The organism is Thermogutta sp., from assembly GCF_039793925.1.
GTDB lineage: Bacteria > Planctomycetota > Planctomycetia > Pirellulales > Thermoguttaceae > Thermogutta.
Genome location: NZ_JBAMME010000199.1, coordinates 57,813 through 82,756, shown reverse-complemented (window position 1 = coordinate 82,756; position 24,944 = coordinate 57,813). Strand labels below are relative to the sequence as shown.

The 24,944-nt window shown below is 57.1% G+C and carries 16 protein-coding genes and 3 tRNA genes; 12 read left to right on the top strand and 7 right to left on the bottom strand.

Features of this window, described 5'->3' with window-relative positions:
- Nucleotides 1-81 precede the first annotated feature (81 nt).
- Together ABJK56_RS07570 and ABJK56_RS07565 are read right to left on the bottom strand one after the other, a co-directional pair.
- Nucleotides 82-654 (bottom strand): BMC domain-containing protein, encoded by a 573-nt coding sequence (locus ABJK56_RS07570; protein WP_347244053.1) that lies wholly within the window; start codon nucleotides 652-654, stop codon nucleotides 82-84.
- 71 nt (nucleotides 655-725) lie between these two features.
- The gene (locus ABJK56_RS07565) at nucleotides 726-2,054 is read right to left on the bottom strand and encodes a 4Fe-4S dicluster domain-containing protein (RefSeq protein WP_347244052.1); all 1,329 of its coding nucleotides are present in this window, start codon (nucleotides 2,052-2,054) and stop codon (nucleotides 726-728) included.
- A 449-nt stretch (nucleotides 2,055-2,503) separates the two neighbouring features.
- Here ABJK56_RS07565 and ABJK56_RS07560 point away from each other — a divergent pair, with 449 nt between their 5' ends.
- The 3 genes from ABJK56_RS07560 (at nucleotide 2,504) to ABJK56_RS07550 (ending at nucleotide 6,160) form a co-directional block, all read left to right on the top strand.
- Nucleotides 2,504-3,061: a hypothetical protein gene (locus ABJK56_RS07560; RefSeq protein WP_347244051.1), complete on the top strand. Its 558-nt coding sequence runs from the start codon at nucleotides 2,504-2,506 to the stop codon at nucleotides 3,059-3,061.
- 242 nt (nucleotides 3,062-3,303) lie between these two features.
- Nucleotides 3,304-4,704, top strand: a complete 1,401-nt coding sequence (locus tag ABJK56_RS07555; RefSeq protein WP_347244092.1) for an ATP-binding protein — start codon at nucleotides 3,304-3,306, stop codon at nucleotides 4,702-4,704.
- 79 nt (nucleotides 4,705-4,783) lie between these two features.
- Entirely contained in the window at nucleotides 4,784-6,160 is a 1,377-nt protein-coding gene (locus ABJK56_RS07550; RefSeq protein ID WP_347244050.1) for a sigma-54 dependent transcriptional regulator, read from the top strand.
- Between the two features lie 126 nt (nucleotides 6,161-6,286).
- Here ABJK56_RS07550 and ABJK56_RS07545 read toward each other — a convergent pair whose 3' ends face one another.
- A complete protein-coding gene (locus tag ABJK56_RS07545; RefSeq protein ID WP_347244049.1) occupies nucleotides 6,287-7,564 on the bottom strand; it encodes an alkaline phosphatase family protein in 1,278 nt (425 codons plus the stop codon).
- A 564-nt stretch (nucleotides 7,565-8,128) separates the two neighbouring features.
- Here ABJK56_RS07545 and speY point away from each other — a divergent pair.
- The 3 genes from speY (at nucleotide 8,129) to ABJK56_RS07530 (ending at nucleotide 13,045) form a co-directional block, all read left to right on the top strand.
- Nucleotides 8,129-9,274, top strand: a complete 1,146-nt coding sequence (speY, locus tag ABJK56_RS07540) for a deoxyhypusine synthase (protein WP_347244048.1) — start codon at nucleotides 8,129-8,131, stop codon at nucleotides 9,272-9,274.
- A 74-nt stretch (nucleotides 9,275-9,348) separates the two neighbouring features.
- Nucleotides 9,349-10,602: a DUF58 domain-containing protein gene (locus ABJK56_RS07535; protein WP_347244047.1), complete on the top strand. Its 1,254-nt coding sequence runs from the start codon at nucleotides 9,349-9,351 to the stop codon at nucleotides 10,600-10,602.
- Nucleotides 10,544-13,045, top strand: a complete 2,502-nt coding sequence (locus ABJK56_RS07530) for a transglutaminaseTgpA domain-containing protein (protein ID WP_347244046.1) — start codon at nucleotides 10,544-10,546, stop codon at nucleotides 13,043-13,045. Before ABJK56_RS07535 ends, ABJK56_RS07530 begins: the two co-directional genes overlap by 59 nt.
- Nucleotides 13,046-13,124: 79 nt before the next feature.
- On the opposite strand, the gene ABJK56_RS07525 is transcribed toward ABJK56_RS07530, so the two are convergent.
- Nucleotides 13,125-13,484: an ATP-dependent Clp protease adaptor ClpS gene (locus tag ABJK56_RS07525; RefSeq protein ID WP_347244045.1), complete on the bottom strand. Its 360-nt coding sequence runs from the start codon at nucleotides 13,482-13,484 to the stop codon at nucleotides 13,125-13,127.
- A 145-nt stretch (nucleotides 13,485-13,629) separates the two neighbouring features.
- On the opposite strand from ABJK56_RS07525, the gene ABJK56_RS07520 reads away from it, so the two are divergent.
- From ABJK56_RS07520 to ABJK56_RS07495, 6 genes are all read left to right on the top strand, one after another.
- Nucleotides 13,630-15,018: a dipeptidase gene (locus tag ABJK56_RS07520; RefSeq protein ID WP_347244044.1), complete on the top strand. Its 1,389-nt coding sequence runs from the start codon at nucleotides 13,630-13,632 to the stop codon at nucleotides 15,016-15,018.
- A gap of 115 nt (nucleotides 15,019-15,133) precedes the next feature.
- Nucleotides 15,134-16,405, top strand: coding sequence for a serine--tRNA ligase (gene serS / locus ABJK56_RS07515; protein WP_347244043.1), 1,272 nt, complete (start codon nucleotides 15,134-15,136; stop codon nucleotides 16,403-16,405).
- Nucleotides 16,406-17,196: 791 nt separating this feature from the next.
- Complete coding sequence (locus tag ABJK56_RS07510) at nucleotides 17,197-18,777, top strand: 2-isopropylmalate synthase (RefSeq protein WP_347244042.1); 1,581 nt, start codon at nucleotides 17,197-17,199, stop codon at nucleotides 18,775-18,777.
- Between the two features lie 102 nt (nucleotides 18,778-18,879).
- Nucleotides 18,880-18,964, top strand: a tRNA-Leu gene (locus ABJK56_RS07505).
- 843 nt (nucleotides 18,965-19,807) lie between these two features.
- Nucleotides 19,808-19,999: a hypothetical protein gene (locus tag ABJK56_RS07500; protein WP_347244041.1), complete on the top strand. Its 192-nt coding sequence runs from the start codon at nucleotides 19,808-19,810 to the stop codon at nucleotides 19,997-19,999.
- 252 nt (nucleotides 20,000-20,251) lie between these two features.
- A complete protein-coding gene (locus tag ABJK56_RS07495; protein ID WP_347244040.1) occupies nucleotides 20,252-21,829 on the top strand; it encodes a hypothetical protein in 1,578 nt (525 codons plus the stop codon).
- Nucleotides 21,830-22,354: 525 nt separating this feature from the next.
- Here the strand turns inward: ABJK56_RS07495 and ABJK56_RS07490 are convergent.
- From ABJK56_RS07490 to ABJK56_RS07480, 3 genes are all read right to left on the bottom strand, one after another.
- Nucleotides 22,355-22,428 (bottom strand) — tRNA-Lys (locus ABJK56_RS07490).
- A gap of 122 nt (nucleotides 22,429-22,550) precedes the next feature.
- A tRNA-Leu gene (locus tag ABJK56_RS07485) sits at nucleotides 22,551-22,634 on the bottom strand.
- Between the two features lie 365 nt (nucleotides 22,635-22,999).
- Nucleotides 23,000-24,745 (bottom strand): VWA domain-containing protein, encoded by a 1,746-nt coding sequence (locus ABJK56_RS07480; protein WP_347244039.1) that lies wholly within the window; start codon nucleotides 24,743-24,745, stop codon nucleotides 23,000-23,002.
- Nucleotides 24,746-24,944 lie beyond the last annotated feature (199 nt).

Genomic DNA, 24,944 nt, shown 5'->3' with positions numbered 1-24,944 from the left:
CCAGGGGGTGGACGCTTTCCCCTTGGATGCCGTTTCCTGCCGAAAAGATCCCGTCTCACAATCCTACCGCTTCCGGAGGTGTCAGAGGTAATCGGCAAAGAGTTCTCGCGATGGTCGCGGGATGACCACTTCGGAGACCAGCAATCCCCGGGAGCGGGCTTCCTCCGCTCCGGCTGTCACACCTGCCCGAACGTCGGCCACAGACCCCGTCATGAGAACCAGCCCCTTTCCCCCCAGGGCCATCGCAACGTGAATTCTGAAGAGGGTGACGCGAGCGGCCTTGGCTGCCCGGTCGGCTGCTGCCAGAGCAGCGGTACCACTGAATGTTTCAATGACCCCCAAGGCCCCCGCGTGATCGCGATCCAGGACCACCGATTGCCCAAGGGCCGGGAACACCGACTCGTGGACATTCGGTATGAGCAGTTCGTCGATCACAGAATCCCGGGCTGCGGCAAGCCCCGCCTGCAGAGCCGCCTGGACGTCGCTGACCAACCCGCCGACGATAATGAGGTATTTTCCTGAGCAAATTGTCCGCGCGATGAGAAGGTCCACGGAGGCTGCCTTCAGCATCACGTCTTCCACTTCATAGCCAACTCCCACGCTCGACAGTTCAACGGCTGCGATGGCTCGGCCAGTGGGTTGAATTTCTGCCATCGTTTACTCCTTCCTTTTTCCAATTCTGTATTTGCATGCTTTGGCGTATGTGCCAAATCAAGGGCGGTATGTTACTCCCGTTCAATCCAGATAATTCCGTCGTTAATCGCACTCACCCGTCCTGCGATCGACGCGTGCACAGGGGCGCCCAGGGCGGGTTTTCCATTTGCCATCGGAGGACGCCCGATCACCTGGCCACGTTCCACCCTGTCACCGACCTGAACGACCGGCTCGCAGGGGGCTCCCACGTGCTGCTTTAACTTGATTCCTACGCGTCGTGGGACGACGGTTCGTTCCACGAGTGGCCCTACGTTGGGATAAACCGTCAGGCCCAGTTTCCGCATCAACCGAGCTGTGGGAGCGCGGCGGTTCTTGAGCAGCCGGTCTGCTCTCTCTGGAACGAATGGAGGGTTTTCCCACCGTCGCTTTTCTGCAAGAATTCGGCGTTTGTTCTGCGCGCAGACGTTTTTCGGATCAAGGTCTTCTGGGCAGGAGTACAGGCTGCACAGATTGCACTCGCAGCAGAACACAGTGCCCTGCACGTTGGCTTCGCCCACCAGATTGAAGCCGAGGCTGCGCATGGCGCGGTGGGGCTCGATGGGATGCCCGAGCAGCCACCGCGGGCACAATTCCGTGCAGAAGCTGCATTGATCGCAGGCCGATCGTCCTATTCGTGCAATTTGTTTCCAGTCCTGGCGGCGCCGCCGGATGACGATGTGATCCTCAGGGAGAACAATGACACCGCCCGTCGTTTTGTCCACGAGAGCCTGCGGGTTCTCTTCTAGATACCCCATCATCACCCCGCCCACCATCAACTGGGGATTTTCCACCGTTGCACCGCCCGCCAGCTCGAGGCATTCTGCCAGTGTCACACCAACCGGCACCCGAAGGGTCACGGGCTCTTTGACCGCTCCAGCGATCGTCAAATACTTTTCCACAACTGGTTGGGAAGCGGCCTGTGCGACGTTGAATGCCGTCTCCACGTTGATCACCACCGCCCCCACATGGAGAGGTATTCCACCAGGTGGGATGATGCGTCCCAGTGCCTCGTACACGAGAATGAATTCGTCACCCGACGGATAGGCATCAGGGAGAGGAACGATCTCCACCCGCGGAGGAATTAACCGTTCCAGCTTTTCGATGACATCGTGATACTTTCCTTTGATGCCGATGACGCCCCGTTCCGCTCCCACCAGTTGCATGGCAATTTGGAGGCCTTCCAATACTATGTCCGTGTAATCGCGGAGAATCTCTTTGTCCTTATGCAGGAGCGGTTCGCATTCCGCTGCGTTGATAAGGACAGTATCGGCACGGGCAGATAGTTTCACATGCGTGGGAAAACCGGCACCACCGGCTCCCACCACACCGGCTTCGAAAACTTGTTCGACCGTGACCTTCATTTTTTGTGCGCCTACATTGTCAAGGATCGTCAGTGATCTTTCCGGCAAAAGAAAATTGGCAGGAAAAATGGACAAAACTGGCGGATGACTCTTTCCAATCTTAGCTTAAAGCAGGCCCAAGATGAATTCCTGCCCTCTTTTCTCGAACTTCCCCTGGACCGGCAAGCTGTGCAGAAATTGCACACGGCGATAAAGCGTTTCACCGCCGCGCCCCTGCAAATATTTCGCGGTCGGTGAGGAATTTGATCGCGGTCTGGCCCACCTGCGCCCAGGGGAAATCCAGATCTTTGCCGCTGTTCTGGCAGGTTTGACCCACCAACAGCTCAGAAAATGCGCTTTGGCATCGGTTGTGCTTAACTCAGCAAACGGGTCGGCGCCGACCTGAACATCGTTGGAGAGTCGCGAGGAATATCGAACACAAGTAACTCTGAAATGTGGAGGACACCACCATGTGTGCAAAACGATTTGTAGTAAGTTTAGTCGGAATGGCTCTTCTAGTACTTCCCACAACTGTGTGGGCAGGGGAGTCCGAGGCGGCAAACACCCCAGCGTCTGCTGTTGCCACGGCATCGGCATCCGCGGTTTCTAAGGTGGCGGAACTCCGCGCCGAATGGTTCCGCACCATGACAGCCCTGGCCGAAGAACGGGCCAAACCCCAACCCGACAGCCAGCGCATTGCCGACTTGGAGGCCAAGCTTCGTGACCTTCGTGCCGAGTGGGTCAAAGCTGGTCCTGCCTCGGTCGCGAATCCGGCTATGGGCGTGTGTCCTTGGGGTGGGCCCGGTCTCGGATTGGGGCTGGGACGAGGTCCCGGGTATGCGATGGGTATGGGCCCCGGCCGTGGGCCTGGTCCAGGTTTTGGACCGGCGTCTCCCGCTTTCGGTCCTCGACGGGGAAGCGGATACGGCATGCGTGGCCCCGGTAGGGGAATGGGGGCCGGACCCTACTTCGTGGACCGAAACGGCAACGGCATCTGTGACTACTACGAATTCCGCTGGGGTTGGTGAATTCCGCTCACGGCTCCGTGGTTGACAGCGCCAAGTAATCGGCTTTACAACGGCGGGAGATCAAAACAGGTCTCCCGCCATTTTCACAGACTTTCAGGGAGTCCACAAACATTATGAAGGACGCGTCCTCTACGCTAGCGAGCTCTGCGTTCCCACACCTTCCCTCAGTGGAAACTCCTTCGCAAAAAGACAATAGGCGAAGATTGAGAAGCCTCCCGAACACAGGCGGCCTATTGGCCTTCGTGTTCCTTTTCGCAGTGGCACTGCTTTTTGTGGCGTGGCAGTGGCGCGAATGGCAGACGGACCAAATGGCTGCGGAAGAAATCGTCCGCGGGCAGGCCGACGCCCTGGCCAAAGCCGTTATTGGAGCGATCCGTTCCCATCGGCGACTGGGGGCCTTTTTCGATCAGCAAATTCAGGTGGCCCTTGATGAACTGGTCCACTCTCATGACGTGCTAGCGGCAGCAATCACCGACAACAGTCGCCGGTTCTTACTTCGAGCCGGAGCAAACCTCTTGGACATTCCGCCGAACGATTGGGCCAGACTTCCGGAAGGTTTCCTGATCCAGAAGCCTTTCGAGCTTTCGCCACTACCGCTAGAGGCATCGGGGCGAGGGCGAGGCTTCGGCTGGGGACGCTGGTTCCGCGAGGCCACGGAACAGGAACGTCCCAGCCCCTTTGCCAATGGGGGAATCTTCGTTGTTATTTTGCTTCTTGACCGGTCCGATTACGACGCGCAGGTGCATCGGGCCGCGATCAGTCGCCTCGTCGAGCTCGGGACTGGCCTGGGGTGTCTCGGGCTGCTCGCTGTCGTAGGGAGCCTTGCCGCCAGAGCTTTGACTGCGGAACACGAGCGCCGACTGGCCGAATTACGGGCCAAACACTATGAGGAACTAGGGCAGGCGGCCGCCGGTCTGGCTCATGAAACGCGCCATCCATTAGGGCTTATTCGAGGTTGGGCCCAAAAAATCGCGCAGAGTGAAGAGCTGCACTCGCCAGTTGCCCGCGAAGCCCGCCTGGTCATGGAAGAATGTGATCGGCTGGCCGCTCGTTTGACGCAGTTCCTTACTTTCGCAAAACCGTGTCTGCCGCGCTGGGAGCCTGTCAATCCGGAGCCCATCATTCAGGAGCTTCTCACACTCCTGGAGCCCGATTGCGATGCCAAAGCCGTTCGCTGTCACTATGAACAGCCAGACCACCCGATCGTTTTCTGGGCTGATCCCGAGCTACTTCGTCAGGCACTCTTCAATCTGCTGCACAATGCGGTCAAATTCACGTACCCGGGAACGTCCATAGAGATTAGCACGCGTGTCTCTTCCAATTGCTGTACAATTGAAGTGAGAGATCACGGGCCAGGGATTCCCCCAGAGCTGATTCCGCGACTATTTACGCCGTATTTCTCAACCGATCCGCAGGGGAGTGGCCTGGGATTGGCCCTGGTTCGCAAAGTTGTTGAGGCCCATGGCTGGGACATTCAGTACCAGCCCGTGCCACAAGGCGGCTCTGTGTTTCGCATCTTAATCCCTTTGCAGAAACGGAAACACACGTGCACTTCCGAGAGAGCGGCACGACGCGGAACCTGCACCTCAGCCCAAGGAGACCTTGCATCAAACCCTGAATCCCCAGGGCAGCGGAAACCCTAAAAGGCCAAAGAACGCAATTTTCGGGAAGCTTGGTCGCACGCCAGACTGGGGTAAAAAATAACCTTGACATCTACATCCCATGCCCATGCGCGGTAACCCCAGCAAGCAGCCGCTGATTCTGATCGTGGATGACGACGAGGCCCACCGCAAGCTGTTTGCCGAGGTGGTGCAGTCACTGGGCTTTCGCACCATGGAAGCGGCTTCAGCCGCCGAAGCAGGGCAACGAATGGCTCAAGAACATCCTGCTCTTGTGCTTCTGGACGTTCGATTACCGGGGAAATCGGGGCTGGAATTTTTGCCGGAATTAAGGAAAAACCACCCTGAAATCCCGGTCATTCTGATCACTGCTTACGGCGATGTCCGCGAGGCGGTGGAAGCGATGAAGATTGGGGCCGTCGATTATCTCCTCAAGCCCGTCGATCTTGAGGAATTGGAAACCGCCATTCTTGATCACGTGGGGCGTGCTGACGAGCTTGCCACGACATCGCGTTTACCGCCGCTGCCTTCCCACGTGGTGTGCGTGAGTGCCGCGTTTCAGAAGGTTCTGGAAACAGCTTATCTCGTCGCACAATCAGAGGCCCCAGTTTTGATCCTTGGCCCAAGCGGCAGTGGAAAGGAGGTGGTGGCACGGCTCATTCGCGACTGGAGTTCTCGACGAGAGGGCCCATTCGTTGCTGCCAATTGCGCAGGTTTGCCGGAATCACTCGTCGAGAGCGAGCTTTTCGGGCATGTTGCTGGGGCGTTTACCGGGGCAACTGCGGACCGCATAGGATATTTTCGCTCAGCGCACGGGGGCACCCTGTTTCTTGACGAAATTGGGGAACTGCCTCTCACCGTTCAGGCCAAGCTATTGCGGGCATTGGAAACTGGAGAGATCATCCCCGTTGGCAGTGAAAAACCTGTAAAGGCCGACTTCCGGCTCCTCGCGGCCACCAACCGCAATCTCGAGGAACTTGTAAAAACCGGGCGGTTTCGCGAAGACCTCTATTTCCGCATCAATGTGGTGGAACTCACTGTCCCCCCGTTGAAGGAGCGCCGTGAGGATATTCTCCCGCTGGCCGAGTTTTTCGGCCGTCAGTTTGCGCGCCAACCCGTACGATTTTCACCACAGGCGATGGCCGCTCTGCTCTCATATCACTGGCCGGGAAATGTGCGGCAATTGCGAAACGCGATCCAGCGGGCGTGCTTGCTCGCGCAGGGAAATATCATCCTTCCGGAGCATCTCCCACCCGAGCTGGCCGCCCTGGCGTCTTCGGCGCAGGAAGTGACCCGAGAATTTGAGGTAGGCCGTCTCTCCGCAGTGGAAAGGGCAACAATCCTGTCCACCCTTGCCGAGTGCGGCGGCAACCGAACGTTGGCCGCTAAAAAGTTAGGCATCAGCCGGCGGGCACTCATTTACAAGCTCAAGGCCTTGGAAGCCCTATCTCCTTCAAACCGCAGCGGCCCTTCTGAATGAAAAATATTGCCAAACGAACAAAAAAGGTAGGGGCGAGTTGTTTCACCCCTACCCACGGACGAGCTCACGGGTGACGGGTTTCTGCCTCCCACGTGTTCCTACGGCAGATCAACGGCCCGCTGGCCTTTAGGGAGCCTGTGTGGCGGGTGCCGCCTGACCTTGTTGAGCGCGTCGCTGCCCTCCCCGCCTCTGTGCCCGGACTCCCTGGGCTCTTGCCGGTGGGGTTTCCGGAGCTTTTAAAACCGGCTTCGTAGCGGGCTGCGTCAACGGTTCGCCGTCCAGCGGCGGCTGAAGCTTGCTCAGGTCCACTCCAAACCGCGCAAGAATTGTCGGAGCAATGTCCTGCCGCATCCCATCCCGCTTCACCAGGGGATCGTTTGTCGCCAGGAACACATAAGGGGCATAACTGTGGTTCGTGGTTCCTTCATTGAATCCGTGGTCAGCCGTCACATAAATGAGTGTCTTATCGTACAGACCAAGCTCTTTCAGCTTTTCAACGATCTTGCCCAGCCATGCGTCGTTGGAGATGAGGGCATCGTTGTACTCCTTAGAATTTTCTCCGAAGCGATGCCCCTGATGATCCACAGACGCAAAATGCACAAAGAAGAAAAACGGCTTATCGCGGTACTTTTCCAAAAGCTCAATAGCCCGCGAACCGACTTTCTCGTCCTCCATCAAACCATATTCCCAAACATCGCAGGCTTTGTGCATGGTGTAATACGGCGAGCCTTCGAAAACGAGATATTTGACGCCGTTCTCTTCGACAACCCGACCAATGACTTGCCGACCTGCGCCGGGTTGGGCTGGCTGCCCAGCTTTCTGCTGAGCCCGCCTCTGGCCTGCTTGACCGGGCTGCGCCTGCTGTTTTTGCTGGCCTTGTTGTCGGGCCTGCGCCTGTTGCTTGGCTTGCGCTTCACGTTGGCTCTGAATCTTGGCCGCTTCCTCATCAGTAATCTGCCGTTTGAATGGCTCCCGGATTTCACCGCAGTGCTCCCGCTTACCGATCACCGCGACACACACAAAATCGGGGCCGAAATGCTCCTTGAGACGCTCAAAAACGCTCAGGCCCTTGGGAACATCCCGGTATCGCCCGTTGCTGTAGACCCCTGTGACTTCAGGATTGTAACCTGTAAGGATCTGCGTCCACCCGGCTTTGGTGTCGGTCGCCCCCGTGACGACGTCGATGTTGACGAGGGCCCCTTCTTTGGCGAGCTGTTGGAGGTTGGGGAGCTCCCCGCGTTGCAAACATTCCATCACGTGCGCCCGTTGTGCACCATCCCATCCAATGAGGATGATGTTTTGCGGTTTTGCTGCCTTTCCGGACTCTTCTGCGAGAACCGGGTGGCCCCACAGCAGCATTAATCCCAGGGCCACGAGAACCAGAGGTCGAACGAACCGCCTCATAGCGTCACCTCCCGAATCGCTGAGAACCGTCCACCTACCATCTCGGAAATCTGCCGATGAGCAGCCGTTTGTGCACCGCAAGACTCAAAATCGATGCGGGATTGGGAATCTGCGCCTCCCTTATTGCGCCGGCGCTGTCAAGCGCACAACGCACAAGACATTATTGGCGGGGTCTCATCGCGGACACTTTTGGCTGACAAAACTGACGGCGCGTCGATACCTTTTCGATGAAAATGGCAGAAATTGCCCCGCCGAGAGGAAATCCGCCGTTTTCTAACTGGTGTCGACGTGGCACCCCGATAAAATTTCAGCGCTTGGGCCCTTTCTAACCCCCGATTTTTGGGGTTTAATTAACTCTTCCTACAGACTTCCTCGGGGTACCTCCAACACCGGTGTGAGCAAGCCACCAAGAAACGCGGAAATTGTGCCCAGCCACGGAACGCGGCTTGCTTCGTTTCTGTCGAACTTGTTTTCGCAGGAGATAGCCGGCCCGAGCACCCCGGACGCTTACGGGTTTAAGCTTCGAAAAACAGTTGGACAAACAATCCTTTGGAGTTCTCCGCGATGAAGGATTGCCCACGACGAAACCATAAATCCGAACACGACATGCTGCTTTCCGGCCGACGCATTCTGCCCCCAGAGATAAAAGGTGATGAGTCGGCGGCTGACCTGATCGATCAGTGCTTTCTGGCGTACAACGCCGGAAGGTTGAGAGAAGCGCTCCAACTATTCACCCGAAAAATGCTCGAACCGGAGGTGACGGTCGGAATATCGCTGGCCGGCGCCCTCACTCCCGCTGGACTGGGGCCTTCCTGCATTGTCCCGCTCATCGAGGCCGGTTTCGTGGACTGGATTGTGAGCACGGGCGCCAATCTCTACCACGACCTTCACTTTGCGTTTAATTACAAACTGGTGGCCGGGGACTTCCGCTACGACGATCGTTATCTCCATGAGGTGGGTGTGGTGCGGATTTACGATGTGCTTCTTTCCCTCGACGAATGCTTGATTGAAACGGACCGGCGGGTCCAGGAAATGCTCGTTCGCCCAGAATTTCAGGGCCGACTTACCACTGCCGAGCTGCACCATCACATGGGGAAATACGCGGCGGAAGCCGAGGAGAAGGCGGGACTTCCGCACGTTTCCGTGCTCGCTGCAGCCTACCGTTGCGGTGTGCCGGTCTACACTAGTTCTCCGGGCGACTCCACCATCGGGATGGTGGCCGCCGCCGAGCGCTTTCGCGATTCGCAGCTCGTACTCGATCCTCTTGCCGACGTCAACGAGACGGCGGCCATTTACTACTGGTCGAAGCAGGAAGGACGCCGCTCAGCAGTGGTCATTTTCGGCGGAGGAAGTCCCAAGAACTTCGTGCTTCAAACGGCTCCTCATGTGACCGATATTCTGGAAATTGAGACGAAAGGCCACGATTATTTCCTGCAATTTACCGACGCGCGGCCGGATACCGGTGGACTCTCCGGGGCTACCCCTCAAGAAGCGGTGAGCTGGGGAAAGGTCGATCCCGATCGTGTGCCGGACTCGGTGGTGTGTTACATTGATTCCACTGTGGCCATGCCGCTTCTCACGTCGTACGCTCTGACCCGACGCTCCCGCCGCCCCCTCAAACGGTTGTTTGAAAGGCGGGAGGAGTTGGTCCGCCAACTCCGGGACGAATTCCTTCGCCGTCACGGCTCATCGGACCAGCCCACTGGGTGAGGCAACACTTTGCTTATTATTCACACAAAGACGACAACATCCCGACGGCCAGGCTCGCTTATAATTGATGCGTGATGAGCACGCGAGCCAAAATAACCGTTAGTCTCACGCCGGTGGGGCGTTATTATGCTTTCCTGGTGGTGGGTATCTTTCTGGCCGCCATGGTGCGGCAGGTTAATCTGCTGCTGCTTCTGGCTGGCCTGATCGCCGCGCCGCTGTTCTTAAGCTGGCGTATGGCGGGGCGGAATATACGCCACCTATCCGTCCGCCGGAGAGTCCCCGCCCAAATATGCGCGGGGGATCTGCTGGTTGTGGACCTCCAATTGGCCGTTTCTCCACCCCGAGGCAAGGTGTGGATGGTTTCTGTATTGGATTCCGTGCAGCGAGACAGTTCGGATCCGAACGCGGACACCAAGAGCGTTCGGGTGTTTTTCCCCTACGTGGATGGCACCTGCCCTCAAACCCTGGCTTACCGGGGAAGGATTGGCCGACGCGGATGCTACACGCTCGGTCCGCTCGTTTTGACAACTCGCTTCCCTCTTGGATTGTTTGAAGCTCGTCGCCAGGTCGACCTCTATGACCGAATCAGCGTGTGTCCCCGACTGGGACGACTCACCGAGAATTGGCGGCGGCGTCAACATTTCACATTTGAGGGCGGAAGCCGGGCCGAAAGGTGTGCGGACCGAGTGTCGGGAGATTTTTACGGACTTCGAAGCTGGCAGGCCGGCGATAGTCCCCGCCTGGTTCATTGGCGAAGTTCGGCTCGACATGGGGAACTGCTGGTGCGGCAATTCGACCGCCCTCGTGAGCAGCATCTGACCGTCCTACTCAACCTGTGCTGTCGTGCCAATCAACCCGAGAGCCAGGACGTTTTCAAAAGTGAAGAGGACGTGGAAAAGGCGATCAGTTTCGTCGCCACCGTGATCCACGATCTCTGTCGGAAAGGGGGAGGCTCCCTCCTTCTGGGCGTCAGCGCAGAAGATGTCGTCTGGTTGGGCGGACCCGCTTCGCCCGGATTTCTGGAACGGGCAATGGACGTTTTGACCAGAGCCGAGCCTTCGGAGGAGGATCGCCTGGTGACCCTGTTTGCGGAGGCTCGTCAGAAAAGCCCCCAACACGCCGATTTTCTTCTGGTCACCACAAGTCCCTTGCAATTTCGACCCGGTTTATCTGGTGATAGAAGGGGCCAGTCCGTCCAAAGGGACGCCCTGGCAGCCCGTTCCGGGCAAGCGAGTACCCTCTCGCGAGATTTTCGGCTGGAAGTCATTGATGTCACATCTGGGAACCTTGACAACATTTTTGAATACCAAACCGTCGCCAGGTCGTGACGGGCCGATCGCAATCAACAGGGAGAGACGCCACCAGACCGTCAGCACCTGGCTCACGCGCCTGCTGCAGATCAATATGGCGGCGCTGGCGGCGCTGGGGACGTTCCTTTTGGCGATGGGCCAGCAATCACGCTGGTTGATGTCGCTGGCTCTAGTCGCTTCTCTCGCCAGTTTGCTATTGGTTGACCTAGGGAGAATCTTTGCTTTCCCCGGGTGGGTTACCAACATCCTTTTGGTTGGCGCGCTGGTGATCACGGGGTTCGACGTGCTCCGGTATTCCGGGCCACTCCATGTTCTGATTGTGGCTAATCTTTTGGTGTACATTCAGTGTGTCCTGCAGTTCCAGCGAAAGGACGTCCGGATCTACCGCTATTTGCTCATGCTGAGCATTTTTCAGGTCGTCTCCGCCTGCGCGTTTTTTCACGGGGTCATTTTCGGATTACTGCTGGTCGTGTATCTGATTTTGGCCCTCACGGCCCTCCTCCTGGTGACGTATTTTGGTGAATGGGGTATGGTGAGCAACCAGCACGTGGGTCGCATGGGCTCCCAGGAGAACGACGCATTCCCGACGGTGATCATTGCTGTGATGGGGGATCCGCCTGATCCGCGTTCGCCGCTCGGGATCAACTGGGGATTGCTGGGCAGAGTGGCCCGCCTGGTGGTCAGTTCCGCCCTTTTCAGCGGGCTCGTGTTTCTTATCGTTCCGCGACTCAGCACGCGTCCCTGGCCGGGTCTTGCGCCCGCACCTCTCCGAACGGTGGGTTTCGATGCCGCAGTCACTTTAGAGGAGGTGGGGGACCTCCTGGACGACCCTACGCCTGTGATGCGAGTGGAGCTCGCGACCCTCGACGGAAAGCCACTGGGATATGTGGGACCGCTCTATCTGCGAGGTGGATCGCTCCAGGCCTACTACGAGAAACATTGGTCATTGAATCCCTTCTTTGTCCAAAACGAGACTCGTCCTCTTCAACCGCTTTTCCGTGGACCAGGGCAATCACTCTTCCTGCAAAGAGTTGTTCTGGAACGCACCCAGGGTTCGGAGGTTTTCGCCATTTGGCCGGTGGGCAAATGGGACGATTCCCCTCTGCTTTACGATACTGATCGTACCCGGGTCCTGAGAGTTACAGAACAGGATCGGCGGGCTACTATTGAGATGACCACATCAGCCTTGGAGTTCAACCGCCTGGCTGATCTTGTCCCGGCCCCGGAGCCGGTGCTACAGGGCCCTTTTCTGCAACTTCCCTGGATCATTTTCCAGCCCGATTGGTGGGGCGGGCGTTTCGTGGTCCATCGTGAGCTGTATTACAGACGGGGGTGGGATCGTTTGGAGCAACTCGCCACCAAGTGGGCCAAAGAGGCACCCTGGCCTGAGGAAGATCACTTCCACATTGCCAAGCATTTCGAGCAGATTCTGGCCTTTTCGGGCAAGTTTCAATACTCCGGCGAGGCGGTCGCGCGTGATCCTCAGCTTGATCCTGTGGTCGATTTTCTCACTGAAACACGGAAAGGACATTGCGAATATTTCGCCACAGCGTTGGCACTCCTTCTACGTTGCCGGGGAATCCCCACGCGAATCGTCATTGGGTACAAAACGGAGGAGTTCAACACACTGGGGGGATTCTATCAGGCCCGGCAGCGCGATGCCCACGCCTGGGTGGAAGCTTATCTCAGCCCCGACAAGCTCTCTCCCGAACTGCTGGGTGGCAAGCCGCCGGAAGTGTGGAAATACGGGGCATGGCTTCGCCTTGACCCGACGCCCTCCACGGCCATTCGCGCGGGAGAAAACCAAACCTTCTGGCAACGCCTTTGGACCACCTACACGTTCCTCGACTACATCTGGCTCAAGTACGTGATGCAACTGGACAAGGTCACGCAACAATCGGAGGTCTACCAACCGGTCCGCCGTCGCGTTCAGGAGGGAATCGAAACCCTTGTCCGACCGGAACGGTGGCGGGAAACCCTCCATTCCGCCGGTGCAGCGATGCGGCGGGCGCTGACGCCATTTCTCGAGTGGTACGCTTTAGGTGGTATCTTGGCAGTCCTGATTTTCGGTGCAGTCGGCCTTCTTTGGGTCTGGAGAGATCCTTTACGCCGGATCTGGATCATCAAAAAATTGCCGCTTCGTCGGAGCTGGGCTCCACTTGCGGACAATGTCGTCGTCCAGGTGCATAGGGAGCTCGAGCGGATGCTCCAGCGCGCGTACGCGCAGCGTTTACCCGCCGAGACCCCCCGAGCCTTTGTCGAGCGTGTAGCCCAACTTCAGTTTGCCGGCGCATCGTCCCAGTATGATGGTTGGACTGCATCCGCCCGTCGAATTGTCGAGCTGTATTACCGGTTCCGATTTGGCAATCACACACCCACGGCGCCGGAAATCGAGGAAATGGCCCAAGCCTTGCACACTGTGCGGTCGGCACTACGCGCCCGCCACCGGCGCAACGGGTAAAAGAGCGGCCTCCGGAACAATGGTCACTCCAATCTGCAGCGATATTGCGGAGTTGCACCCTCTGATGAGGAAACGCATTTCACTCCGCCGGTTCGATGGTGGCTGTCATCGAACCGCGACATTCCTTAACGAGGGGGTCGCGGCCGAAGGCGTGAATCTGATCCCGCTTGAGCTCCGCATGCTCCTTGGTGGTGGTAAGAACAATGCACCGGCCGGTCTTATCCACCTCTTCGGCCATCAGGTAGGCCTTGGTGAAGGGGTAGCCGAAAAGCTGCATCAGCATGCGGATGACGTAATCGTAGGTGTGGTCGTCATCATTCCAGAGGACGACGTGATAGCGCGGGACGTGCTGGCTGCGCGGTTTTTTGCGGCGCTTTTTCTTCGGAAGGACCTGGACCAGTGTCGTCCCGGATTCCCCCAATTTTTCTTGGTTGCTCATGGCCGTATGTTTCCGTAGGATTTCCGCAAGCAACCAATCCCGGACCGCCCAAATCCCCATTGGCAATGACGCTCCCCGTGGTCGTATCTGCCTCTCCCAATTATAGTGAGGATTCTTCCAGCTACAAAGTTGAGGAGAAAAAGCTGTGCGCGAGATCGATCAGGTCATCGAATATCTGCAATCGGAACAAGAGGCGGCCGTTGAGCGACTCTGTCAGTTTTTGCGAATCCCCAGCGTCAGCGCGGATAGCAAATATGCTAGCGACGTCCGTCGTGCCGCGGAATGGGTGGGCAGCTTCCTCCGCGAGGCGGGATTAAAGACCGAGACCGTCGAAGACCGTGGGCACCCCCTCATTGTCGCACAAACCCCCCACCAGGATGGACTTCCCACTGTCCTCATTTACGGCCATTATGACGTTCAACCGGCCGAAAATGTCCATCTCTGGACCAGCTCGCCGTTCGAACCCACCATCCGCAACGGGGCGATCTACGCGAGGGGCGCCAGCGACGACAAAGGACAGCTTCTCACGCATATGTTGTCAGTGCGGGCATGGAAACAGGTCACCGGAAGCTGGCCGGTCAATTTCAAGTTCATTGTTGAAGGAGAAGAGGAAACCGGTAGTCACGTGCTCCAGCGTTTTCTCGAGCAGGCAGGTGAGCGCCTGGCATGCGATTGTGTCGTGATCAGCGACGGTAGCCAATTTGGGCCGGATCAGCCCGCCATTACGTATGGTCTGCGAGGAATCGCTTACTTCGAGCTTCGCGTCTTTGGACCCTCTCACGATCTGCATTCGGGGGTATTCGGCGGCACTGTGACCAACCCTGCGAATGCGCTGGCCCAGATGCTTGCCGGACTGATAGACGACGAAGGACGCGTGAATATCCCTGGCTTCTATGACGACGTTGATCCCCCCACCCCTGAAGAGCGCGAGCGATTACGCCAGTTGCCGTTCGACGAAAAGGCCCTCTGGGAGAGTCTAGGAGTTGACTCGGCAGTGGGTGAGATGGGTTACACCGTTCTGGAACGGCGGTGGATTCGGCCTACCTATGACGTGTGCGGAATTTGGGGTGGCTATCAGGGGGAAGGTGCCAAAACGGTCATTCCCGCCGAAGCAGGAGCCAAGATTAGCTTTCGACTGGTTCCGAGACAGCAACCCGGTCGGGTGCGGCAAATCCTTGAAGAACGCTTGAAAGAACTCTGTCCGCCTGGGGTCCGTTTTCAGCTCTTGGATCTTCATGGATCACCGGCGGTCGTCACACCGCTGGACAGCCCATTCATCAAAGCGGCCGAGAAAGCCCTTCGAGCAGTGTTTCCCAATCCACCTGTTTTCACCCGGGAAGGTGGTTCGATCCCTATTGTCAGCAAGTTTCAGGAGCGGCTCCGGGCGGACGTGTTGCTTTTGGGCTGGGGCCAATACGACGACAACGCACATGGTCCCGATGAGAAATTCCTCCTGGCCGATTTCCATCGCGGAACGCTCGCCAGCGCCTATCTTTGGGAAGAAATCCGCGAAATCACAAACACCCGAGGGTAGGCGAAGCATCTTTCGCCAAAAGGCGGCGTTCCTAACCGGCCGGGAGCAACGGTCGGTGCAGACTTGAGCCGCAGCGTCACCGGGAAAAATTTTCTGACGGGAGGATAAGGAATCAATGCTTGATCGACGATTTGTGCTGGAAAATGTTGAGGCCGTCAAACGCAATTGCGAAATCCGCGGTGTGCGCGTGGATGTGGACCGTTTTGTAGCACTGGAAACGCGCCGTCGGGAATTGCAAGCCAAACTCGACGAATTGAACCATCAAGCCAACCAAATCGCCAAATCCATCGCCCGCTGCGCCAGTGAACAGGAACGCCAGGCCCGGCGCGAAGAAGGGCGGCAGGTTCGCGAACAGGCGACGGCGGTGGAAAAGGAACTCCGTTCCGTGGAGGAAGAATCGACGGCACTCCTCAAGCAAATTCCCAATATGACGCATCCCGACGCTCCGATCGGCGATGCTTCCGCATCGCGGGAGGTGGGACGAGGCAAATGGCCTGTGCGGTCATTCGACTTCCCCGTTAAAGATCATGTGGAGATAGCAGAAAAACTGGATCTCATCGATTTCGAGGCCGGAGCCCGGGTGGCCGGACATGGCTTTTACTTTCTGAAAAATGAGGCCGTCCTGCTTGAACTGGCCCTGCAGCGGTTCGCAGTGGACGTTCTCCGGCAGGAGGGCTTCGTCATCACAACCACACCGGACCTGGCACGGAATGATATCCTCGAAGGCATCGGCTTTTTGCCGCGAGGACCTGAAACGCAGATCTACAGTATCGAAAACAGCGATCTCAGTCTGATCGCAACAGCCGAAATCACCCTCGGCGGCTATTACGCCGGACACATTTTCGAAGCAGATCAGCTTCCTCTCAAAATGGCAGGCATCAGCCATTGTTTTCGGACCGAAGCGGGGGCACACGGGCGCGCCACTCGCGGGATTTATCGCGTCCACCAATTCACCAAGGTAGAGATGTTCGCATTCACCCTGCCGGAACAGAGCGATCCGATGCTCGAGTATTTCCGCAGTATCGAGTGCCGGATTTTTGACGAACTTGGAATTCCTTATCGGGTCATTGACACAGCGTCTGGCGATCTGGGGGGCCCTGCCTACCGGAAATATGACCTGGAGGCCTGGATGCCCGGCCGTGGAGAATTCGGCGAGGTCACCAGCACCTCTAACTGCACCGACTATCAGGCCCGCCGTCTGGATATTCGCTATCGCATCAAGGGTGAACGCGGAACACGATTCGTGCACACATTGAACGGGACGGCCATCGCGATCAGCCGGGCACTGATTGCCATTTTGGAGAATTACCAGCAGGCCGACGGTACGGTTCTCGTTCCCGACGCACTTCGCCCATATATGGGGATCGAACGCATCGGGCCACGATGAATTCCTGAAATTTGACTCCACAATGGGAGTTTCCACCATCACACCATTAAGAAGTGTTGTTTAGAACGGCCGTTCAAATCGCGGGCGGATAAGCCGCGCTTTGCCCGCTTGCCCTTGACGCCGTCAGGCACTAGTAATAAATTTGATTAGCGTGGACGATCAAAAGAAGGAGCAACGATGATTCGTATTTGCGCGAACCTTAGCCTTGGCCTGTTGTTACTGCCTCCTGTCTGAGGCCGGCCTTTCGGTTCGCGCAACGGAAAGCGAAAATTCATGAACCCAGGGCCGGCAGGTCCTGGGTTCCTTGCTTTTTACGGATGATTCAGCAAAACCGTGGAGTTGTACTGCACGAGAGCTTTCCTATCGGCAATTGATAAGGGCCACTTCCCAAGCCGGTAACTCTCGGCAGCCGAATAGATCGGCGGTACGAAAGTGGCCTTCCGGAGGAAGCCTTGATAATCGCAAGAGCGCGCCATTTTGATTGGCCATGATGGGACCCAGCACTTCGCACCGACACTGGCTTCATCCCACGAGGGCATGGTTGGTGTTGCGCCCGCCGACCGATGGGTCGGCTTCCCGCTTGAACGAGTTCGTTTCGGTCGGACGGGCTGCCGCTCGTCCTCAAAGGTCTTGATAAACCCTCCTTTTGTTAAATTGCAGTTTTCAAAGGACGTTTCTGGACCAAGAACCTGCTGGGTCGAGCCAATTCCAGGCCGGGCGAGAATGGCTTAGGGGCGCAAGGTTTTACTTCCGGCCTGATGGGAAAACACAGGAGAAAAGGTGACTTAACGATGTACGACGACGAAACCCCCAAACCGAGCACAACACGACGGATCATCATATTCGACACCACACTGCGGGATGGCGAGCAATCGCCGGGATGTAGCATGAACCTTCAGGAAAAACTGGAGGTTGCCCATGCCCTGGCTCAATTGGGCGTGGACGTGATCGAGGCGGGCTTTCCCATCGCGTCCCCTGGAGATTTTGAGGCCGTCAAAGCCATCGCCCAGGAAATTCGCGGACCAGTGATCTGTGGTTTGGCCCGCTGTCGGGAAGCCGATATCGATCGGGCATGGGAAGCCCTTCGCTGGGCTGAATCGCCGAGAATTCACGTTTTCTTGGCCACCAGTGCGATCCATCGCGAACACAAGTTGCGGATGACCAAGGAACAGATCATCGAACTGGCCGTCGCGGGTGTCCGCCGGGCGGCGAAATACTGCTCCAACGTGGAGTTCTCGCCTGAAGACGCCGCTCGCACTGAAATTGATTTCCTCTGTCAGGTTGTGGAAGCCGCGATCGATGCAGGGGCCACAACGGTCAATATTCCCGACACGGTGGGGTACGCTGTGCCCTCTCAGATGTATCGGGTGATCAAAACACTCCGCGAACGGGTGCCCAACATCGACAAGGCCGTGATCAGTGTCCATTGCCATGACGACCTGGGCATGGCCGTCGCCAATAGCCTGGCTGCCATTCAAGCCGGAGCCGGACAGGTGGAGTGCACAATCAACGGGATTGGAGAGCGGGCAGGCAATTGCGCTTTGGAAGAAATCGTTATGGCGCTGCGTGTGCGGCAGGACGTTTTCCATGCCGATACCGGCGTCGTCAGCCAGCGTCTGGTACCTACAAGCCGCCTGGTGGCCGGGATCACGGGAATGGTCGTCCAGCGAAACAAGGCCATCGTGGGGCAGAACGCGTTCGCTCATGAGGCTGGAATTCATCAGGATGGCATTCTTAAAGAGCCGCGAACCTACGAAATCATGCGGCCGGAGGATGTTGGCTTCTCTCGAAGCGACCTGGTGCTGGGCAAACACAGCGGTCGGGCGGCCCTGGCAGCCCGCGCCAAAGCCTTGGGTTACGAGTTGACGCCAGAGCAACTCGACCGCGTTTTCCAGGAGTTCAAAATTCTGGCCGACAAAAAGAAGGAAGTCTACGATGGCGATCTGGCGGCCCTCATCGAGCAGCAGACGCGCGTTGTGCCGGATACCTGGACGCTTGAATCGTACTCGCTTACAGTAGGGACGCAGCGGGTTCCCGAGGTGACCATGACGCTGCGTCGCGCCGACAATGAAGTCCGCACGGTTACCCTCAGTGCAGGTGACGGCCCCGTAGATGCCGTCTTTCTGGCCATCGAAAAATTGACGGGTATTTCTGTTGCCTGCCGCGATTTCCGCGTCCACAGCGTGACCGTCGGAAAGGATGCCCTGGGTGAGGTCCAGGTGCAGGTCGAGTATAATGGCGACATTTACCGAGGGCGCGGTGTTTCTACGGATAGCCTGGAGGCCAGCGCCAAGGCGTTTCTGAATGCGATCAACCGGATCCTGGCCAAAAACCACCAGCCTAAAGCAACCGCGGCAAAGCCTGCTGGTTGATAGGATGGGACGGTACGATAAATGAAAACCCCAGGCCGTCGAGAACGGGGGCCGCGATTTCCGGACAGATAGCCTAACGAGTAAGTGGCCGATCGAGGCCGGGGCCGAGTGGCGGAATGGTAGACGCACAGGACTTAAAATCCTGTGGGGAGTTATCCCCGTGCGGGTTCGAATCCCGCCTCGGCTATTTGGGGTAGTTGAACCAGATTGCAGTCCGCCACAACTGATTGCAGGAAAAAGTGTTGCGGCAGACCGGTAAAAGGCGGCTTCAAGATATCTCTAGCCATTTCCACTCCCTTCTGCTCGGTCTCGAGGCCCAGCTTCCGCAAAAGATAGAAGATTTTCTGCCACAATCCGCTCTTAGCCCATGTGCGAAAGGAGTGATAGGCTGTGTGCCAGGGACTAAACTCAATGAGGTAAAACTCGTCAGGGAGCCCCTGTCCACAGAACCCACAAATTGGCCTCCAGAATCACCGGCCGATCGCGCCGTGCTCGCCCCGTCTTGGCAGGCGGTCCAAATCACCCTTTGATCTTCTTCCAACGTTCGTCCGTGATTACTCGGCGGGCGATAGTCGCATCCTCCGTATAAGAGTTTTGAACTATCCTCCGCGCAAAAGATTTTGATTATTCACACCGATTGCCATGAGTCACCTCATTGGCAATTTTCATACGAGATCCTAGCCACCCAGCGAAAACGGTTTTGAGACAGAGCCCCGTAGCGCGTGGCTGGCAATAGCGAGGCAGCACTTCGTTCAAGCCGTGCGAGCCCGGGTCCGCCGACTTTCAGCGGGCCAATTTGCAGGACATCCAGATCGGCCACCTGCGTCGGCGCTGCCTATGCGGGATCCAGTGGTGGATCAGATATGAGTCGAGGTCAATGTCGACAACGGCGCTACTGAAACCGTACTGCCCACCTTGACGGACCACCTAAACACGGTTCGGGAGATTGCGAGCTTCGACCCGGAGACGGTTTCTCCCGTGATGGCAACCGTCGGCAAGCGAGGTTTGGCCGACGGAAGAGGCAACTACCGTGGCCAACCACCTCATCTATGACGCCTTCGGCAACGTGACGTCGAAAGGTAATGTGACTATCGATAGTTTCTTTTCATTCACGGCCCGACCGTTCGATAGTCATCCTCAACCTCAAAGTAGCCTCAACCGCTGGTACGATGCGGCCGTTGGTCCCACCAGAGTTATAGCGGCGGATGCTTGCAGCAGCTGATCGCTGACCGGCTTGGAAGTGGCTCATAAGCTCCGCTTTGCCGCCCGATTCAGCAACTCCGTGAACCCCCACTTGGGCACATTTCTATTGGCGGCCAACCCAGTCGGCTAGGGTTTAGGTTGAAGTGGGCTGTGTTGCTCTGTAAAATATGCCAATTTAGTTTGGCGTTGATGCTATCTTCAGGATGGAGTGCGAGGCCTCTACTCTTTTTGGTCGCGCCGCTGGGAAGTGGTCTAGCTTGGAGGTGCATCCATGAAAGCAAAAGTCTCCTCGGTTGCGATTGGGGTTATTGCGACGGTGAGTTGGTGGGGATTGTGGGGGCCTTCCCCCGGTTTGACGGAGTCCCGGAAATTGGCCGATTTCCTGCACGGTTACGCTGTCCAGCTTCCCGACAACTGGTCGCTTAAGGCCGACGGTCGGATGATCTGGTTCACGGACGGGTCGCGATTTATCGTTATTCGCGCGGCCGCTCAGGGCCGACTTCACGAAGTGATGGAAAACTGGTTCTGGGAGCATCAGGCCCTGAAGACAGCCACAGGACAGGAACGATTTGCCTACCGAGCCCATGGGTGCGGGCTGATCATTATAGGTGATGGTCTCGGTTTCCCTTATGGACTTGACCCCATGGCGGCTGTGAATTCTGGCCTAACGGGAATGAATCCTGACTCTGACTATCGGGAAGTGACTGTCTGCCTTCCTGGGCAAAACGGTGTGCTCCTGGTGAGCTTTCTTGCACCCGAAAAAACCTCCAGGAGAGGTTGGCAGGAAATGGTGGACATTGCGCGAACATTTGAGTTTGTGCCGCGAGAAAAACTTGTGGCCTGGAGTGCGCAGACGATTCTCGACTCTGAGACGGGCGGTCCGCTGGGAACGCTTCACGTTCCTCAGGGAGCGGAATACCGGGGGCAGACCGTCATCCTGGGAACCCAGCGTCAGCCAGCAATCTTTATCCGCCAGGGCGACTTTTTGTTCCGTCGCGACAATATTGTGCTCCAAAGTACAGTTCTTCAGACACAGTTTGGTGGGAATGGTCAGACGATCCTCAATATCAATGGCGCGAGCTCGATCCAACCCCAGCCGATTTTCCTTACTTCCGTCGACGACGTGGAAAAGCTTGTCCTGGCTATCTGGCAATCCGAGACAGACGAATCGTGGACCGTGACGAAGCGTCGCGACCTCCCTGCGACTCCCATGGAGAAGGCCTCGTTCCAGCAGGCCGCCCAAATGCTGAATCAAATTGCGACGGTCTACGGGCGTGCCGCGACAACCAGTATGATCAAACGGGAAGTGCGGGCTGAAGCAGACACCCTTGTGCGCGAGGCGATGATTACGGGCACGCTGCTCGCGGCCCAGCAAGCCGATTTTATTTCTGCCAGCCAGGACTGCACCGCGAGTTTCTCTGTCATGATGAGTCAGTTTAGCAAGGAAAACGAGGAGCGCGATCGTGGCATTGTCGTGGGGGTCTTGGCCAGCCTGCGATTCAGTCCTGAGGCGGTGCTTGCCTTACTGCAACGGTTTTCGATCGACAATGCGCGGCTCAATCGGATGGTACTCGAAATGGTACAGGAACAGCAGGAATTCAACAGCCGAATGGCTACCGCCTGGACCAACGCTTTGAGCGATCAAACCTACGTCCGGGATCCTGCAACGGGCGAGATTATGCGTCTCTATAAACGTGCCTGGGATGAGAGCGACTTCTGGCGGGATCCTATCTGGAACACTGTGCTTGGTGGTGTCGAACCGGGGAGCGAACTCGAGGATATTCTCCGTTCAGAGGGTTGGCGGCGTCTTGACCAGTCCCTCGAGGGGTTCCCGGAACAATGGAAGTAACGAAGCCGGAACTGGAAACGATGGCTCTCTTTGTGACCCTGTAAGGACAGGTAACAGGGAGCACTTTCATCGCAACAATCTTTGCTTGAGCCCACATAGCAGGCTTGGATTACAAATTTTGGCCTCACGGTCCGCTCATCGAGCTGCCTTATGTGAGGTCCTTGCGTCGCGGCAAGTTCCGCCGCAGGACTGGGACGCGCGCTACTTCGAAAGGCATGGGAACGCGTTCGGTTGCTTGGCTCTACTGGTGGGCCGCGGGGAGTTGCGATAACTCTGCACAAACTGGAATCGCTGCGATAGGCAGACCTGGCACGGTTTCTCACGAGCAGGCAGCTCGGCTCTAAATCATTTCGAAGCCTCGCTTTGTCCCACGGTGATGCGGTAAAAGAGACGGCTCGCTTTTGAGCACGGCCGAGTCCAGGATTTTTCGGCGATACTTCGGAAACACCTTTTGCGCATAAAAAACCCCCGTACAACTTGCCTTTGCCGCGAAGTTTACGGGGGTCATGTTTACCGACAGCCAAATGCCCCCTGTAGGATTCGAACCTACGACCCGCTGATTAAGAGTCAGCTGCTCTGCCGGGCTGAGCTAAGGGGGCATCTCGTTGGGCCACTATGGCTCCTCGCGCTAAGCGGTGGCGCGACAGCCGCTTTTAACTATTTACGAAACTTTATGTATGTAAGTGCTCCGAGACCGTTTGAGCAAGTGGGAAATAAAAAATGCGGGAAAGAGGACTTGAACCTCCACGGCCTTGCGGCCACCAGGCCCTCAACCTGGCGCGTCTGCCAATTCCGCCATTCCCGCGAATGACCATCACCTCATAAAAATAGTCTACTGGTCCCCTCTGCCGCGTCAAGTCCCAGATTATGACCGGTTGGGTTCAGCGCGGGTAACCCCAAGGGGAGGGATTTGATGTCCGAGTCCGCCAGCAAAACCCTGGCGGTGCGGCTGCGGAAGCAAGCAAATGACGACCCCCGCGGAAGGACCAGCCCACGCAGCTGGATTCCGACGGGGGCTCGCGCCTGTCGGCAGGTTATCGGCCGTCCCTGGCCACGTTGTCGGCTTCCCTACCTCTTTTTGGCACCTCGAGAGTTTTCGTGTGCCAAATTAAGGGAGAGTGTGAGCGATTTCTGTCACCCTACGACTTGGATTTGAGTTCGCATGCCGGGCTATTTTACCAGGCGAACGGGTCGATGGGCCGCCACCGTGCGAAATTTCTCAATGAGCTGCTCGCGGTAGTTTGTGACAGCCAGCGTACCGGGCACGATGAATGACTGGCCATTGGTCATGCGAGCAATTTCGTCGAGTAGCGCTGTGTCCGCGTCCAACCCCAGTCCGATCGTAAAGATCGGAATTCGGTTTTCGGCCGCTCGTTGCGCCTGGGCAAGGGCATAACTACGCCCCTGAGCCTCGTTATACGGCCGATTGGCTTTTCCGTCGGTCATCAGCACGACCATTTTAAAGGCTCCCGGTCGTCCACGGGCAAGAAGTTCATCCACTCCGTTTTTGATTCCCGCGCCGATGTTTGTGTAATGGTCATAGTGACCGGCCTGCCGGTGGATGATGGTGTCTTTAATAGCGTCGAAAGACTGAGTGAGTGGGTATTCGGTAATTGCCGTTTGATCTGGCGAATTGTAGATGACGAGAGACACCCGATCGTTGGTGTTCACAGCCTGAATGTAGTCGAAGAATACGCCGACGGCCTCTTTGAGCTGGCTGACAGGCTGCTCGCTCACTTTCCACAAGTCGGGCGTTTCGTTGGCCTTCGGCTTTTCCTCCAGCCAGTAATTGATGAGGGTCAAGTAGCCGTACATCTTCCGATAACCAGCGTTTTTGATAAACGTGCTCGTTTTCACGTAGTTGATGTAGCTCTCCCAGCTTCCGGACGGATAGGGATAAGGTACCTTGTCAAGGCCAAAGGCTTTCATGATATTTGCGGCGGTGTCTTCGAAACGTTCGCCGTAGCCGGGACCCTCGCCGCTGGCATTGCATCCGGACTTAACCCAACAGCGGTCGATTCGCTTCTTCGCATTCGAACCGGTACCGCGGAATGTCCCAGTTTTCCCGGTGAGTCCGTCAAATTTCTGAGTAGTGCCGTCGGAGAACTGGAGCACCACGTTTGAGAGATCCTTTGTGGACACCACATAGACATCGTCCCCACGAAACGTGACGGTGATTTGAGGTTCGCAGGACGATTGCGGCGGTTTACCGACTTGCGTGTAGTACTGCGGCGTAAATTGCAGTGAACCGTAGGTCGGCGAACCGAGTTCCTCGTAAATTTGCTGTATGTTGGCTTCCACGGCTTCGCGGGCAGCCGGGCCGAATTCGGTGATTCGGCGAAGCTCACTGTCATCGTTCATCGAGGCCGAAAAGTCAAGGACCAGCACAATATCCCGGGGCTGGTACTGGGCAATCGATTCGGCCTGGAGGACGAACGCATCTCGGCCGAAGATTCGGGCAAAAAACAGAGGCCCGCCGTTGTGCCTGGTGGTCACGCGAATAGCGGAGGGGGCCGTCGCAGCGGGAAGGAATTGGCCTGTCTCAAAGTCCCATTCCCCAAACTCTACGCGAAATTCCTGGGAGTGCTGGGCGAGAAGCTCTTCTAAGCGCTCTTCCCAGTTTTCCAACTCTGTCAGATTTTGGTGCCCCACCGGGTTCCGGGCCAAGAATTCGAAGGCTTTCAGCCGGGCGACGTCGGTTCCTTCGGCCAAGCTAGCGGCACCCGCCAGGGCAGCAGCATCCGTGGCCCGTTTGAGCTCCGTCTTCAACGTCATCATGTAACCCACGTCCACAGAAAGGGCGAGCAGCCCCATCATAAAGACCATGAGCAGTGCCGTAAGAACAACAATCGCGCCTCGACGTCTTTTCTTGTCCTGGCATTCCCGCGGCACCCGAAGCAGATTCGCCGACCTCATAAGGCCCTCCCTATCGAGACGAGAACCACCGCAGACGAGACAGGCGCGATTCTTCGATTCGGTCTATTGGAAAAGATACGTTATTTTTCGCGGTAAAGCAAAAAATAATGAGGAACTGCTTCTCAGCGGTCGAAACACATACCTAGTCCATCTTGAAGAACCGCCGTGGTTGTCGAGATAGGGGCCGGTGATGGATGCG

Coding starts and splice junctions, on each gene's coding strand:
- ABJK56_RS07570 (WP_347244053.1), bottom strand. CDS start 654: ATGGCAGAAATTCAACCCACTGGCCGAGCCATCGCAGCCGTTGAACTG.
- ABJK56_RS07565 (WP_347244052.1), bottom strand. CDS start 2,054: ATGAAGGTCACGGTCGAACAAGTTTTCGAAGCCGGTGTGGTGGGAGCC.
- ABJK56_RS07560 (WP_347244051.1), top strand. CDS start 2,504: ATGTGTGCAAAACGATTTGTAGTAAGTTTAGTCGGAATGGCTCTTCTA.
- ABJK56_RS07550 (WP_347244050.1), top strand. CDS start 4,784: ATGCCCATGCGCGGTAACCCCAGCAAGCAGCCGCTGATTCTGATCGTG.
- ABJK56_RS07545 (WP_347244049.1), bottom strand. CDS start 7,564: ATGAGGCGGTTCGTTCGACCTCTGGTTCTCGTGGCCCTGGGATTAATG.
- speY (WP_347244048.1), top strand. CDS start 8,129: ATGAAGGATTGCCCACGACGAAACCATAAATCCGAACACGACATGCTG.
- ABJK56_RS07535 (WP_347244047.1), top strand. CDS start 9,349: ATGAGCACGCGAGCCAAAATAACCGTTAGTCTCACGCCGGTGGGGCGT.
- ABJK56_RS07530 (WP_347244046.1), top strand. CDS start 10,544: ATGTCACATCTGGGAACCTTGACAACATTTTTGAATACCAAACCGTCG.
- ABJK56_RS07525 (WP_347244045.1), bottom strand. CDS start 13,484: ATGAGCAACCAAGAAAAATTGGGGGAATCCGGGACGACACTGGTCCAG.
- serS (WP_347244043.1), top strand. CDS start 15,134: ATGCTTGATCGACGATTTGTGCTGGAAAATGTTGAGGCCGTCAAACGC.
- ABJK56_RS07510 (WP_347244042.1), top strand. CDS start 17,197: ATGTACGACGACGAAACCCCCAAACCGAGCACAACACGACGGATCATC.
- ABJK56_RS07495 (WP_347244040.1), top strand. CDS start 20,252: ATGAAAGCAAAAGTCTCCTCGGTTGCGATTGGGGTTATTGCGACGGTG.
- ABJK56_RS07480 (WP_347244039.1), bottom strand. CDS start 24,745: ATGAGGTCGGCGAATCTGCTTCGGGTGCCGCGGGAATGCCAGGACAAG.